The organism is Streptomyces sp. NPDC101234 (assembly GCF_044767525.1).
GTDB classification, from domain to species: Bacteria; Actinomycetota; Actinomycetes; order Streptomycetales; family Streptomycetaceae; genus Streptomyces; species Streptomyces sasae.
Window position 1 is genome coordinate 78478 of record NZ_JBIWOA010000032.1, and the last position, 14058, is coordinate 92535.

The 14058-nt window shown below is 69.1% G+C and carries 13 protein-coding genes; 6 read left to right on the forward strand and 7 right to left on the reverse strand.

Translation table 11 applies throughout. The features are described from left to right. The first annotated feature begins 18 nt into the window (after nt 1-18). From ACIRR9_RS41790 to ACIRR9_RS41800, 3 genes are all read left to right on the forward strand, one after another. Entirely contained in the window at nt 19-915 is an 897-nt protein-coding gene (locus tag ACIRR9_RS41790; RefSeq protein WP_403763633.1) for an alpha/beta fold hydrolase, read from the forward strand. Between the two features lie 182 nt (nt 916-1097). Beyond that, nucleotides 1098-1724, forward strand: a complete 627-nt coding sequence (locus tag ACIRR9_RS41795) for an NAD(P)-dependent oxidoreductase (protein ID WP_403763636.1) — start codon at nt 1098-1100, stop codon at nt 1722-1724. 319 nt (nt 1725-2043) lie between these two features. Then, nucleotides 2044-2970, forward strand: coding sequence for an alpha/beta hydrolase fold domain-containing protein (locus tag ACIRR9_RS41800; protein ID WP_403763639.1), 927 nt, complete (start codon nt 2044-2046; stop codon nt 2968-2970). Nucleotides 2971-3750: 780 nt separating this feature from the next. Here ACIRR9_RS41800 and ACIRR9_RS41805 read toward each other — a convergent pair. Next, nucleotides 3751-4644: an alpha/beta fold hydrolase gene (locus ACIRR9_RS41805; RefSeq protein WP_403763642.1), complete on the reverse strand. Its 894-nt coding sequence runs from the start codon at nt 4642-4644 to the stop codon at nt 3751-3753. A 100-nt stretch (nt 4645-4744) separates the two neighbouring features. On the opposite strand from ACIRR9_RS41805, the gene ACIRR9_RS41810 reads away from it, so the two are divergent. Continuing rightward, the gene (locus ACIRR9_RS41810) at nt 4745-5311 is read left to right on the forward strand and encodes a TetR/AcrR family transcriptional regulator (protein WP_403763645.1); all 567 of its coding nucleotides are present in this window, start codon (nt 4745-4747) and stop codon (nt 5309-5311) included. Between the two features lie 25 nt (nt 5312-5336). Here the strand turns inward: ACIRR9_RS41810 and ACIRR9_RS41815 are convergent, their stop codons facing one another. The 4 genes from ACIRR9_RS41815 to ACIRR9_RS41830 form a co-directional block, all read right to left on the reverse strand. Continuing rightward, complete coding sequence (locus ACIRR9_RS41815; protein ID WP_403763647.1) at nt 5337-6125, reverse strand: IS3 family transposase; 789 nt, start codon at nt 6123-6125, stop codon at nt 5337-5339. Continuing rightward, nucleotides 6122-6421 (reverse strand): transposase, encoded by a 300-nt coding sequence (locus tag ACIRR9_RS41820; RefSeq protein ID WP_403763650.1) that lies wholly within the window; start codon nt 6419-6421, stop codon nt 6122-6124. The genes ACIRR9_RS41815 and ACIRR9_RS41820 overlap by 4 nt, the downstream gene beginning before the upstream one ends. A gap of 135 nt (nt 6422-6556) precedes the next feature. Then, complete coding sequence (locus ACIRR9_RS41825) at nt 6557-8047, reverse strand: sensor histidine kinase (protein ID WP_403763653.1); 1491 nt, start codon at nt 8045-8047, stop codon at nt 6557-6559. Further along, nucleotides 8047-9090: a response regulator transcription factor gene (locus tag ACIRR9_RS41830; protein ID WP_403763656.1), complete on the reverse strand. Its 1044-nt coding sequence runs from the start codon at nt 9088-9090 to the stop codon at nt 8047-8049. The genes ACIRR9_RS41825 and ACIRR9_RS41830 overlap by 1 nt, the downstream gene beginning before the upstream one ends. Nucleotides 9091-9352: 262 nt before the next feature. On the opposite strand from ACIRR9_RS41830, the gene ACIRR9_RS41835 reads away from it, so the two are divergent. Together ACIRR9_RS41835 and ACIRR9_RS41840 are read left to right on the forward strand one after the other, a co-directional pair. Next, nucleotides 9353-9976, forward strand: a complete 624-nt coding sequence (locus ACIRR9_RS41835; RefSeq protein WP_403763659.1) for a carbonic anhydrase — start codon at nt 9353-9355, stop codon at nt 9974-9976. Nucleotides 9977-10329: 353 nt separating this feature from the next. Next, nucleotides 10330-12039: a SulP family inorganic anion transporter gene (locus tag ACIRR9_RS41840; protein ID WP_403763731.1), complete on the forward strand. Its 1710-nt coding sequence runs from the start codon at nt 10330-10332 to the stop codon at nt 12037-12039. On the opposite strand, the gene tnpB is transcribed toward ACIRR9_RS41840, so the two are convergent. Beyond that, a complete protein-coding gene (tnpB, locus tag ACIRR9_RS41845) occupies nt 12012-13472 on the reverse strand; it encodes an IS607 family element RNA-guided endonuclease TnpB (protein ID WP_403763662.1) in 1461 nt (486 codons plus the stop codon). The two genes, ACIRR9_RS41840 and tnpB, sit on opposite strands and share 28 nt — an antisense overlap. Next, nucleotides 13469-14053: an IS607 family transposase gene (locus ACIRR9_RS41850; protein ID WP_403763734.1), complete on the reverse strand. Its 585-nt coding sequence runs from the start codon at nt 14051-14053 to the stop codon at nt 13469-13471. Before ACIRR9_RS41850 ends, tnpB begins: the two co-directional genes overlap by 4 nt. Between the last annotated feature and the right edge of the window lie 5 nt (nt 14054-14058).

Below are 14058 nucleotides of genomic sequence, written 5' to 3' on the forward strand. Positions count from 1 at the left end.
CCACGAGGAGACCCAACCATGCCGTTCACCGTCACTGACGTGCCGCATCTGCCCGCCGGGTTCGCCGACACGTTCACCAGTCACACCGTCAAGACAAGCGATCTCACCCTGCACGCCGTGGTCGGCGGCGACGGGCCGCCGCTGCTGCTCCTGCCCGCCTGGCCCCAGTTCTGGTACCACTGGCGCCTGGTCATGCCAGCTCTGGCCGAGCACTTCACCGTCGTCGCCGCCGACGTCCGCGGTCTGAGCGGCAGCGACAAACCCGCCACCGGCTACACCCTGGGCACGCTCGCCGACGACATGGCCGACCTGATGACCTCCCTGGGCCACGACCGCTTCGCCGTCGCCGGATACGACCTGGGCATGAACGTGGCTCACGGCCTCGCCGCAACCCACCGCGACCGTGTCACCCGCCTTGTCGTCGGCGAGTCCGTCCTCCCCGGGCTCTCCCCGTCCCCGCCCCTGATATCGGACGCGGCCACCAACGCGTTCCTGTGGCACTTGGCCTTCAACCGCCTCACGGACATCAACGAACGCATGGTCGCCGGACGCGAGGAGATCTACTTCGGGCACCAGTTCACCTCCAAGGCCGCCCGGCCCGACGCCATCCCGCAGCACGTGGTGGACATCTACGTCGACCTGCTGCGCGACCCGGCCGCCCTGCACGCCGTCTTCGAGTACTACCGCACCCTCGACCAATGGTCCGAGCAGGTCCAGCGCTGGCGCGACGACGGCCCGCTGAACATCCCGGTCTTGGCCGTGGGCGGCGAGTACGCCACCGGCACCGGCCCGGAGGAGGTCATGCGCCTGCTCGCCACCGACGTCACCGGACTGGTCATACCCGGGGCCGGTCACTTCCTGGCCGAAGAGGCCCCGGAAGCCCTGACCAAGGCACTGCTGGACTTCCTGCTCTGACCGGGCAGGGCGCAGGCCGGCCCAGCCACCACCGCGGGTGGTGGCCGCAGCCCGCAGGTGCAGGCGGCCACCACCCACTCCTCCTCTGCGTCGAGCACGCCAGCAAGGACAGCCGGCGCACTAGCCCGCACGAGTTCTCGTACTGACAAACATTCACCTTCCCCAACGAAGGATGCGCTCCCATGAACATCTTGATCCTCGGTGCGACCGGCCCCACCGGCCGCCACGTCGTCGACCTGGCCATCGCGGCCGGCGACACAGTTACCGTCCTGGCCCGCAGACCGGAGGCCCTGGCCGACCTGGCGGACCAGGTCAACGTGGTCGCCGGAGACGCCACCTCGCACCAGGACGTCGCCAAGGCCATGATCGGCCAGGACGCCGTCATCTCGGCCCTCGGCAGGAGCACATCCGTGCGCGCCGACGACCTGTTCACCCGCGCCGCCGCGGCCGTGATCGACGCGGCCGAGGAACAGGGCGTATCGCGTCTGGTGTGGATGTCCTCGTTCGGCGTGGGCGGCACCTACCAGTCGGCAAGCGTCATACAGAAGATCATGTACCGCACATTCCTGCAGGACATCTACGCCGACAAGGACCTCTCCGAGAAGGCGATCCGCTCCAGCAGCCTGGACTGGACGCTGGTCTACCCGACCTTGCTGACCAAGGGCCCCGCCAAGGGCACCTACCGCGCAGCCGACCGTCTCCCGATGAAGGGCAACCCGAAGATCAGCCGCGCGGACATAGCCGCTTTCATGCACAAGGCGGCCCACAGCCCCGAGTGGATCCACCGCAACGCCGTCATCACGGACTGACGAGCCCAGGTTCCCCCACTCAACGCGACGTCTTGCCGGTGCCCTTGGCAGCGGACATCGTGGCCGGCCCGGCACGCCAAGACCGGTGTCCCACTCACCGTCGCCGCCCTGTCCCCGCCCACCGCGGCGAGAAACGTGGCTCAAGGCCGGCTCTCAGCCGAGTTGCCGACCACGGCCAGGTCATCGACACCCCTACACAGGCTGCTCAAGAGTCAGCTGACCGAAGGAGTTCACATGACTGAGCAAGTCGACGCGCCCGTCTTCTCCACCACCCCCCCGGCCCGCCTTCGACCCCGAACTGATCCCCGCGCTCGAAGCGATGGGCGCGCTGCCGGGCGGATCGGCGACCGCCCTGTCCGTGGAGACGCTGCCGGTGATGCGGAGCATGCTCGGTGAGAGCCCCGTTCCGGGGCAACCGAAGGCAGACCTGACGGCCGGTGGGCTGGTCACCGTCGAGGACCGTCAAATGCCCGGTCCCCCCGGTGGGCCCGACCTCACGATTCTCGTCCTGCGCCCTGCGGAGCCCCAGGGACCTGTCCCTGGCATATATTTCATGCACCCGGGCGGCATGGTGATGGGAGACCGCAGGTTTCTCGTCGACCCGCTGGTGCCCTACGTGGCCGAGGGCAACGCGGTCGTCGTGTCCGTGGAGTACCGGCTCGCGCCCGAGCACCCGGACCCGATCGAGGACTGTTATGCCGGACTGGTGTGGACGGCGGACCATGCGGCCGAACTCGGCATCGACACGGACCGGCTGATCATCTTCGGAGCCAGCGGGGGCGGCGGGCTGGCCGCGGGGACGGCGTTGCTCGCGCGTGACCGGCGCTATCCCGTCCTCAGCCATCAGATCCTGCAATGCCCGATGCTTGATGACCGGATGACCACGCACAGCAGTCAGATGCTCGACGGTGAGGGGCCCTGGGACCGCAACAACAACCTCTTCGGATGGACCGCGCTGCTCGGCGACCGGCGGGGCGGGCCAGATGTCTCTCCCTACGCCGCGCCGGCGCGCGCGCAGGACCTGAGTGGACTGCCCCGCACGTACATCGACACCGGCACGGTCGAGACCTTCCGCGACGAGGTGCTCGACTATGCCGCCCGTTTGTCGGCCGCCGGGGTCAACGTCGACCTCCACATGTGGGGAGGCGGCTTCCACGGGTTCGACGGCTTCGTCCCCCACGCCGCCGTATCGCGGGCATCCGCGGCCACGCGCGACGAGTTCATTCGAAGGGCGCTGGAGCGGTAGACCTTGTCCGTGACGCGTTGGACAGCGCGTCACGGGTGAGCGCGTCGGAGGACAGTCCGAAGAGAACTGCGGACCCAACGAAGAACCGCCGTCATCGTCGGGAGCGAGGCCGTGGATGCCTGGACCTGTTCACGAGATGTACGAGTGGTTGGCTGTCCGGCATGCCGCGATCTGGGTCCGGCTTCCGAAGGCGAGCTCGTCAAAATGTTGTCGGATTGCCCGGAGCCAAGAGGCTTCCGAGCAACCGACTTCAGGTTCCAGAAGAACCCAGGTTTCCGGATTGGCGCCCTTGGCGGCGCGCAGTACCTGTGGTGTCGCCGCGACAGAGCACGACGCTGTGAGTGGCCGATCACCGGGGGGTCGTGAAGTGCGATACGCCGTACCCGACGCCTTCGCAGGGCGTGCTCGAGTCCTGGGGGCAGGGCACGGGTGAAGGCGCTGGTCAGCGCGTCGACCATCATCGAGCATGTGGCGCTTGCCGTGCACGTGGCCGAGACGGCCGCGAGGGTATGGCCGCAGTGTCGGCAGATCCTACAAAGCGGGAGAGGACGTGGTCTGTATCACCGCGACCACCATTCACGCGAAGGCCAGGACCGGGAAGATCGCCGAGGTGGTTCACCGGGCGGGCTGGTCTGCAGTCGTGTGGTCATTGCGTGGAGCCTTCGGGCCGGTAGGGGTGAAGCAGAGAGGGCGGCAGGAGCGGGTGGTGACCGTCGACACGTGGGACCACGGTCACCACCCGCGGTGGTGCTGCTGGTGGGCTGCCTCTGCCTTGCCGGGTCAGCGCAGGAAGTCGAGTATTGCCGTGCTGAGTTGCTCCGGCGTCTCTTCGGGCAGGAAGTGGCCGGCTCCGGGTATGACCATCTCGGTGACGTCCGTGGCGAGCATCCGCATGACGTCCGCCGGCATGGTACCGGTGCTGTACTGGCCGCCTATCGCCAGTACGGGGATAGTCAGCGAGCCCTCGTCGCGCAGCTGCTGCGCTTTCCCGGCGAAGGTCTCCTCGCGGTAGTACTCAAAGCTGGCGCGCAGGGCGGCCGGGTCGCGCAGCTGGTCGACGTAGACGTCGATGACGTGCTGCGGGATCGCGCCGGGGGTGGCGACCTTGGATGTGAACTGGTGGCCGAAGTAGATCCCCTCGCGGCCGGCGACCATGCGCTCGTTGATGTCCTTGAGCCGGTTGAACGCGAAGTGCCACAGCATCTCGTTGGTGGCCGGGTCCGCGAGGAGCGGCGGGGACGGGGCGATGCCGCGGATGATCGCCTCGGCGGCGACGAGGCGGGTGACGCGCTCGCGGTGCTGTTCGGCGAGGGCGTAGCCGACGACCATGCCGAGGTCGTAGCCGACGACAGCGAAGCGGTCGTGGCCGAGTTCGGTCATCAGGGCGGCCATGTCGTCGGCGAGGGTGCCGGCGTCGTAGCCGGTGGCGGGCTTGTCGCTGGCACCCATGCCGCGCAGGTCGGGGGCGATGACGGTGAAGTGCTCGGCCAAGGCGGGCATGACCAGTCGCCAGCTGTACCAGAACTGGGGCCAACCGGGCAGGAGCAGCAGCGGCGGCCCGTCGCCGCCGACCACGGCGTGCAGGGTCAGCTCGGCGGTCTTGACGGTGTGGCTGGTGAAAGTGTCGCTGAACCCGGCGGGCAGGCCAGGCATGTCGGTGACGGTGAACGGCACGGTGATTCCTCCTCGCGGCGCGGAGCCGCGACATCGAAACGGATGATCTATCCACTTCACCGTAACACAAATGGATGACCTATCCGGTTATGCTGTGCGTATGACCACAGCACCGATGCGCAGGGACGCTGCCCGCAACTGGCAGCGCATCGTCGACGTGGGCCGGCAGCTCGTCGACGACGGCACCCCGCTCCAGCTCAACGAGGTCGCCCGCCTCGCCAAGGTGGGGGTGGCGACCGTCTACCGGCATTTCCCGACACCGGAAGCCCTGATGGAGACCGTGGCTGCTCCGGGCTTGGAAGCGCTGGTCGGACGAGCGGAAGAGGCGCTGGCCGACGACGACCCCTGGCAGGCCGTGGCGGACTTCCTGCACACCACCCTGGAGGCGCAGCTGACCGACCCCTCGATCACTGCCGTGCGTTCCGCACCGGACCACGTCCTGCCTCGCACTGCGGAACTTGCCGGTGCGATGGATTCCCTGGCCGAGCGACTACTCAACCGTGCGCACGCTGCCGGGGTCGTGCGCGGCGCGGTGACCTGGGAGGACCTGCGGCCGCTCATGTGCGGGACCGCCTACGCCGCCACCATCCATGCCAATGACCAGAAAGCCCGCCTCGAAGCCGGCCGCCGCTACTTGAGCGTCATGCTTCACGGACTGCACACCTGAATCCTGCCGACAGCGCCACGGTCAGCTACGCGGTGGGCCGCGACTGGCACGGCCGACCGTTCCCGGCCGATTTCCCGTCGACGAGACTTGGACCTACGACGAGACCGTCACCGCCTCCCACGGCGACGAGTGGACCTTCGTCATCCACCCTGCCGGCCTGCCCATCAACACCTCCGAGGACGAGGTGTTGCAATGACCGATTGAATCCGCGCTGGGCCCCGTGATCGGTGTGGAAAGTGGCACCGGCGAGGGTGCCGCGGGTTCGCTCGGCCGCATGAAGGGCGTCGATGACGAGGTCGGCACGCAGATGGTCGGCGATCGCCCAGCCGGCCAGGCGCCCGGAAGCGAGGTCGATGACCGTGGCCAGATACAGGAACTTGCCGCCGGCCAACGGCAGATAGGCAATGTCGCCGACGTACTTCGTGTTCACCGCAGCGGCAGCGAAGTCGCGTCCGATGAGATCGGCTGCTTTCGCGGTCGCCGGGTCCGCGAGGGTGGTGCGGTGCTTTCTGCGCAGTCGTAGTCCGGCCAGTCCGAACTGGCGCATGATGCGGGCGATCCGCTTGTGGTTGACGGGCTCGCCTATCTCGCGCAGTTCGGCGGTGATCCTGGGGACACCGTAGGTGCCGCCCGAATCGTGGTGAACCTTGCGTATTCGCATGGCGAGTCTGGCATCGGCTGCCTGTCGGGCCGCCCGGTCGCCTGCGGTCTTGCGCCAGTAGTAGAAGCTGGAGCGGGCGATGCCGAAGATGGTGCACAGCCGCTTCACGCCATAGCGGCGCTGGTGGTCCGCGACGAACTGGAAACGGTTCACCAGCGCGTCTCCCCGGCGAAATACTTGGCCGCCTTCCGCAGGATCTCGCGTTCCTCCTCAAGCTCGCGGACCTTCCCGCGCGGAGCGGCGTTCTCCGCCTCCAGCGGCGTCCGCGGCTCGGCCGGCACCTCGGCCCGGCGTCCCCGCGGCCGGCTCGTTCCGGCCACCCGGACCCAGTTGCGCAGGGTCTCGGGATTGATCCCCAGATCGGCAGCGACCTGCCGAATCGTCGCCTCGGGCCGCGACTGGTACAGCGCGACCGCGACCGTCTTGAACTCCGGCGGATAGTGCTTCATGACCACGAGATGTCCGTTCTCAGATCCTCAGGATCCAGTGTCTCGAGTGTCCAAGATCCGGGGTCAAGGCCCACCGCCGACTCAGCCCTGTGCTGCTACAAGCGGCTCATCCGCCTCACCACATGGGACACGGTCTCAGCCCCAGTCTGGTGTCGCCGTCTGGAGAACCGCGGACGGGCGCTGGTGGTTCGGGGAAGCCATGCCGGTGCGGAACGGAACCGCCGGGAGACGGATCACGGCGTCGAGGCCACCGCCCGGGGCGCGGCGCAGGACGGCCTCGCCGCCACTGGCGTGGGCCAGGCGCTGGACCAGGGCGAGGCCCAGGCCGGTACCGCCCTTCGGGGCGTCTGGTGCCCGCCAGAAGCGGTCGAAGGCACGACGCCGCTGCTCATCGCTCATGCCGGGTCCTTCGTCCATGACGTGCAGTTCGACCCAGCCCGCGCCCGTAGGCCGGTGCGGGAAGCGTCGATCCGGCGTCTTCTGGCAGCGCGGGTCGACGGAGACCGTGGAGCCCGGCGGTGATACCCGCAGCGCGTTGGCGAGCAGGTTGTCGAGTACCTGCTCCACCGCGCCCGGCAGGGCCAGCACCTTGCCCGTGTAGTCCCCGGCGAGCGCCAGCCACACGCCGTGCTGCTCGTACAACGGCCGCCATGCGTTGTGCCGTTCGGCACAGACCCGCGCCAGGTCGATCCGCTCCGGTTCGGCCGCGCTCTCGTCGAGCCGGGCCATGGCGAGCAGCCCTTCGACCATACGTGCCAGCCGGTCGGTCTCGGTGAGGGCAGCAGTGAGCGAGCCCCGCGCGCCCAGCGCGATGTCGTTCTCCAGGTTCTCCAGCCGCAACCGCAGGGCCGCGAGCGGGGTCTTCAGCTGGTGCGAGGCCTCCCCCGCGAACGCCCGCTGCGACGCCAGGAGATGCTCAAGGCGGGCCGCCGTCCGGTTGAACGTGGCGGCAAGACTGCGCACCTCGGGCGGTCCCTTGGTGATCGCCACCGGTACAGCAGTACCTCCGAAGGCCAACGCGTGTGTCGCGTCCTCCAGTTCACGGATCGGCCGCCCGGTCCAGCGAGCGATACCGAAGCCCACGACAGCGACCGCGATCAGCGCCACGAGCCCGCCGGCGACGAGCAACAGCCAGACGTGGTGCACCCGTTCATGAACCGTCCGGGTCGGCACGGTGATCCGGACAGCGCCCTGCGTCACCACGCCGTGCGTCACCGGCCTGGCCACCGCGAGATACTCCACCCCGCCGATGGTGGAGGTACGGACGTCGGCCGTGGCAGTACCTCGCAGCGCGGCCGCGATGCCGGGCTGGCTGGCCAGTCGCCCCTGCTCCTGCTCGGACAGCGGATGTGAACTGGCCAGCAGTGCGCCGGACTGGTCCACGATCAGCACATTGCCGCCGATGCGTTCGGCGCAGTGCGCGGCCCGCTCGGGCAGATCCTGCGCGGCCCGGCCCATCGAAATCGACAGCGAGGCGAACGCAGACACCGACTCCGCCTCGTCCTGCGCCGAGTTGATCACCCGCTCACGCTCGCCGCGTGAGTAGACGAACCCGAGCGGGATCTCCAACGCGAGCAGCAGCAGTGCGGCGAGCGTGAGGTAGCTGAACAGCAGACGGCGGGTCATCAGAACGACGCCGAGGGGTGGGGGGCGGGGCAGGGGCGGCGGGCGAACGGCGCGTCATGACGCTGCTGCTCGTGCGGGGCGAAGTAGTGCTCGTCGTGGTAGCCGGGGAAGGAGTGTTCTGATCCGTATCCGGCAGGCGGCGCCGGTGATTCGGATGATGGCGCCGGCGGCTTCGGAGCGCTCGGCGGGCGGGTGTGGACCGCGAGCCGGAAGCCGACTCCGCGCAGGGTCTGAATCCACGCCGGGTTGCCCAACTTACGGCGCAGGGTGGCGACATGGACGTCGAGCGTCTTGGTGGGGCCCTCGTAGTGCGGGTCCCAGACCCGGTCGAGGATCTGCTGGCGCGAGTAGACCGCACCGGGGTCCTCGGTGAGCAGGGCGAGGATCTCGAACTCCTTGGGGGTGAGTGCCACGGCGTCGGTCCCGACCCACGCCTGCCGGGTCCGCCGGTCCACGACCAGCGGGCCGACGGTCCCCTGGATGGTTGCCTGCGCGGCCGGCCCCGGCGTCGGTTCGGGCTCGTAGGGGGTGAAGCCGGGTGTGTGGACGGGGGACGAGGCGTACGCAGGTGCGGGTGTGGCCGCCGTGGCACTGTCGAAGGGTTCTCCCCAGGCCTGTTCCGGCGCCCGACCCGCTTGAGCCGCCCCATAGGCCGCCGCTCGCGTGAACTCCCGCTCCGTCAGCCCCCGGTGGGTCCGCCGGGTCACCGCGCGTACCCGGGCCACCAGCTCGCGCATGCTGAACGGTTTCGCCAGATAGTCGTCGGCACCGAGTTCGAGGCCCAGCACCCGGTCGGCCTCCTCGCCTCGCGCGCTGAGGATGATGATCGGCACATCCGAGGTCTGCCGGATTCCCCGGCAGACGTCGATGCCGTCCACATCGGGCAGGCCGAGATCGAGCAGGACGACATCGCCGTACGGCCCTCTCAGCCCCTCGTTCCCCGTGCTGACGTGATGCACCGTCAGCCCGAAGTTTCCGAGGCCCTCGACGAGCGGCTCGGCGATCGTGTGGTCGTCCTCGATGAGCAGGACTCGTACGCCCATGCGTTCCCGTCTCTCCCATGAACCGAATTGGCGTGTTCCGTGGATCCGCCACGGTACAAGAACGACTGAAAAAACGCAGCATCAGTCAGGGAAATGAGAGAGGCAGGTCACTGTGCGACGAAAACTGTCCCATTCTTGTCGGTGGTTTAGTGTTCCTCTAACCTGCGCCTGGCCCACGCTCCTCTACGGTTCTGGGGAACTGGTCGGACCCTCACGGCGACCAGCCCCCATCGGCGCTGAACAGCTCTGACCTGGAGGAAAAATGAAGAACCTGCTGGACCGTGCCCGCTCGTTCAATCGGCGCATCGAATTCGAAAGCGGAGAATACCGGCGGCTGGCCGAGGGCCAATACCCCGAGGCTTTGTTCATCACCTGTTCGGATTCCCGGGTGATTCCAGCCCTGATTACGGGCGCACGCCCCGGCGATATATTCGAGCTGCGGAACGCAGGTAATATCGTCCCGCCGCACGACGGACCGGGCGCCTCGGGGGAGGCTGCCACCATCGAGTACGCGCTGGAGGTGCTCGGCGTTCAGGAGATCGTGGTGTGCGGTCATTCCCACTGCGGTGCGATGGGCGCGCTGAAGTCCGGAGACGACCTGTCCACGCTGCCTGGCGTGGACGCCTGGCTGCAACTCGCCCGCCCCCGACTGGCCCCCGTCCTGGACGGGGACAGCGGCCCCGGCCGTACCGTGGCGGACCCCCGGCTGCCGGAGATCTCCCAGCTGAACGTCGTCAATCAGCTTGCGGCGCTGCGCAGTTACCCGACCGCACGGCGCCGCCTGGACAGCGGACAGCTGCGGCTGCACGGCTGGTACTACGAGGTGGACACCGGCCGGGTGCACGAGTTGGAAGAGGATGGCCTCTTCCGGGTACACGCGGCGTGAGCGGCGCACACGCCCGGCACTCGGCGCCGAGGACACCGCCCGGACCGGCCTGGCACTCCGCGCCGCCCGGACCGGGCCATACCGCCGGCCGACCCGATCCGCATGCCGTGGGCCGGGAGTTCGACGACCAAGGCCAGGCCTTCGACGCGTGGCACGCCTCCTCCGAGCGACGCGCGTACGGCGGCTCCGAACAGCGATTGTTCAACGGCAGGCCAGCGCAACCGGGCTGGGACACCCAGCCCCCCACGAGGGAATCCGCCGACGGGTCGTCGCACGCAGGCGGGCCGCAGGAAACAGCGCGCCCGAAGGGCGGGAAAGGTGCGAGGGGCCCGAAGGCCGATCTCGCCACCGAGATCACCGCCTCCCTCGTGGTGTTCCTGGTCGCACTTCCCCTCTGCATCGGCGTGGCCGTGGCCTCCGGTGTCCCCGCCGAGCTGGGCATCATCTCGGGTGTCATCGGCGGTCTGGTGGTCGGCGCGGCGCGCGGCAGTACGTTGCAGGTCAGCGGACCGGCCGCCGGTCTCGCAGCACTCGTCGCGGAAACCGTCCTCGAACACGGCGTGGCGATGCTCGGCGTGATCGTCCTGTTCTCCGGCCTGCTGCAGATCGTCCTGGGACTGGTGAAGCTGGGCCGGTTCTTCCAGGCGATCTCGCTGGCCGTCGTCCAGGGCATGCTGGCCGGCATCGGTCTGCCGCTGATGTTCAGCCAGGCCTACCCGGCGATGGACGCGAAGGCCCTCGGCACCCCGCTCCAGAACATCGCCGGCATCCCGGGCCTGCTCGCGGACACGCTTGCCAACCCACAGGCGGTGATCGCGGCCGGTCTGGGCATCATGACGGTGGTCCTGAGCTTCCTGTGGAAGAAGATGCCAGGCCCGGTCAAGAAGGTCCCGGCCGCCCTGGTCGCCGTGGGCGTCGGCAGCACGGTGGCAGCGCTGCCCGGCGTCGAGGTGAAGACGCTCCAGGTGGGCAACCTCCTGGCCTCCATCGACGTACCCGGCCCGGAGCAGTTCGCGGGCCTGGCGGACGCGGGCATCATCACGGCGATCCTCACCTTCACGGTGATCGCGTCCGCGGAATCACTGTTCACGGCTGCGGCGGTGGACCGTATGCACGACGGCCCGCGCACCCGCTACAACCCCGAGCTGATCACGCAGGGCGTCGGCAACACGGTCGCGGGTCTGCTCGGCGCACTGCCCATCACCGCGGTGGTGGCCCGCAGTTCGGCGAACGTCCAGGCGGGCGCCAAGACCCGGCTCTCCCGTACGCTCCACGGGCTGTGGCTGCTCGCCTTCGCACTGCTGCTCCCCCAGGTGCTGGCACTGATCCCGGTCTCGGTCCTCGCGGGCGTGCTCGTCCACAGCGGCTGGAAGCTCTTCGCACCCGAGGAGTTCCCGAAGATGTGGAAACAGGACCGGGGCGAGTTCGCGGTCATGACCGTCACCACACTCGTCATCGTGGCGACCGCACTGCTCGAGGGCGTCCTGGTCGGCCTCGCGGCAGGCATCGTGCTGGCGGCGTTGCGGATGTCGCAGACCGTCATACGGCAGTACATCGAGGACGACACCGCGAAGGTGGTGATGGCCGGCAATGCAACCTTCCTGCGACTGCCCCAGGTGATCGAGGCTCTGGAGGCGGCGGCTGAGGCTGGCAAGTCGCGTCTCCGTCTCGACCTCACAGGCATCACGCACCTCGACCACGCCTGCCGCAGCCAGGTGGAGCAATTCACCCAGCAGCAGCGGGGGAAAGGCCTGCGGGTGGAACTCCTGATGCCGGGCACGGCGAAAGGGCCTGCGGCGGAACCGAAGGGGGCGGAAAGGCCGGATCTGCGACACGAGGGGATGCGGCGAGAAGAACCGCGGTATGGGCAACCGCTGCGGACCGGCCCGCTCCCCCGCCGTATGCCCCCCGTCACCGCTTCGCAACCGGTCGCCCCCGGCCCCACTGCCGAGTGGTTCTATCTGGACACGACCGTTGCTGAGTCCGTAGTCAGGACTCGGCATTCCGGGCATTTCGGCCCGGAAGGTCCGTCACATCACCAGAGCGTGAGGGGCTCGGCTTGAGTACGGTCTCTCGCTTCCTCTTGCCGCTGGTGCGGCAGGGTTGTGCCGCCTGCCCGCCCCGCACTCGCCTTGCGGCGGGGGCGGGTGATGCGGGTCTTCTGGTCGGCTCCACGAGGCTTCGACACCACCGGGGCGGTGTCCTGGTCTCCGGCCACTCCGGTACCAGTGGTGCAGGCTGCCGCTGCGAGGGCGGCGAGGTTGAGTGCGGCGTTGTTGTCCCGGTCGATGACCAGGCCGCAGGCGTCGCATTCGTAGATCCGGATGTGCAGCGGCAGTTTGGCTTTCACCGCGCCGCACCCGGAACAGGTCTTGGAGGAGGGGTACCAGCGGTCTGCGGTCACGAGGCGGGTGGTGTGACGCTGGCGCATCTTGTAGTCGAGCTGGCGGCGGATCTCGCCGAATCCGGCGTCGGCGACGCGGCGGGCCAGGCGCCGGTTGCGGACCATGCCGGCGACGTTCAGGTCTTCGACGACGACGGTGCCGTACTCGGCCGCCACGGCGGTGGTGAGCTTGTGCAGGGCGTTTTCGCGGAGGTTCGCGACCCGGTGGTGGACCTTGTTGCGGGCGGCGTTGGCCTTCTCCCAGCGGCGGGAGGGCTGCCGGCCGGTCCTGCGGTCGGGGCCCTGGCGGCGGGACACGACGCGGGAGGCGCGGCGCAGCTTCTTGCGCGCGGCGTCGTAGTGCCCAGGATTGGCGACGGCGCGGATCTCGCCGGTGCTGTCGGCCATGACCGCGAGGGTCTTCACGCCGAGGTCGATCCCGACCGCCACGTCCGGCCGGGCGACGCGCTCGAGGTCGCGTTTGACCTCGGCCTGGAAGGACACGAACCAGCGTCCGCGTTCGAGGCGGACGGTCGCCGACAGGATCCGCGCCGCCTGGGCCTTGACGCGGTCCAGCAGCTTGCTGGTGGGCTCGTGGACGCGGAGTGTGCCCAGGCGCGGCAGCGTGACGTGTCGGCCGTCGGCCCCGACGCGGATGGTGCCGGTGGTGAACCGGCAGGCGAGACGCGCCTTCCGCTTCGACTTGAACCGCGGCGCACCCATCTTGCGGCCCTTGCGCTTGCCGTTCTTCGACTTGGCGTAGTTGTCGAATGCGGCGGCCGCGCCTGCGAGCCCGGTGTTGTAGGCCTCCTTCGAGTTGTCCTCCCACCAGGCGGCGAACCTGGGGTCGGTGGTCTTGGCCTGGTTGAACGCCTTGCGGAGCGCGGGCAGCGACCACGGCCGCCACTGGGTCAGCGACGCTTCGGCGATGCCGTACGTCTCCTCGGCTCTGCGCTGCCACCACGAGGCGGTCACCCAGCCGACAGCCCAGTTGTACGCGGCACGCGCCGCGCCGCAGTGCGAACGCAGCGCATGCTCCTGGGAGGCGTTCGGGTCCAGAGCGAACCGGAACGCCTGCACCACGAACCCGGACTGCGGATGGAACTTCTTCACTCGGCGGCCTCGCCGGTCGCCACGGCCACCGCGCGGGCGGCCCGGTTCTTCGCCGCCCGCCGCCCATACAGGCGGACGCACATCGACGTGAGCACCTCGGTGATGTCCCGCACCAGGTCATCGGCGGTCTCGGTGGGATCGAGGACGACCAGACGCCGCCCGCACGCCGACAAGACGGCTTCGAGGTGCTCGACGCCGAACCGGGCCAGCCGGTCGCGGTGCTCGACCACGATCACCGCCGTCTGCGGGTCAGACAGCAGGCGGTGCAGCTTGCGGCGCCGTCCGTTCAGCCCTGAGCCGACCTCGGTGACGACCTCGGCGACGGCCAGACCCAGCCCATTCGCGCCGGCCACGACCCGGGCGGCCTGCCGCTCAAGGTCGGCCTTCTGGTCGGCGGACGACACGCGGCAGTACGCCACCACCCGCCCCGAAACCGCAGAGACGGCCGGAACGGGCTCAGCAACCAACCACGTTCCGGACGGCGCCTGGCGGACCGGAACGGGCATCTTCCCGTCCTTCACCCATCGCCAGGCGGTCTGGTAGCTCACGCCCTGCTGCCGCGCCCACTCCGAAAGCTTCACAAAGC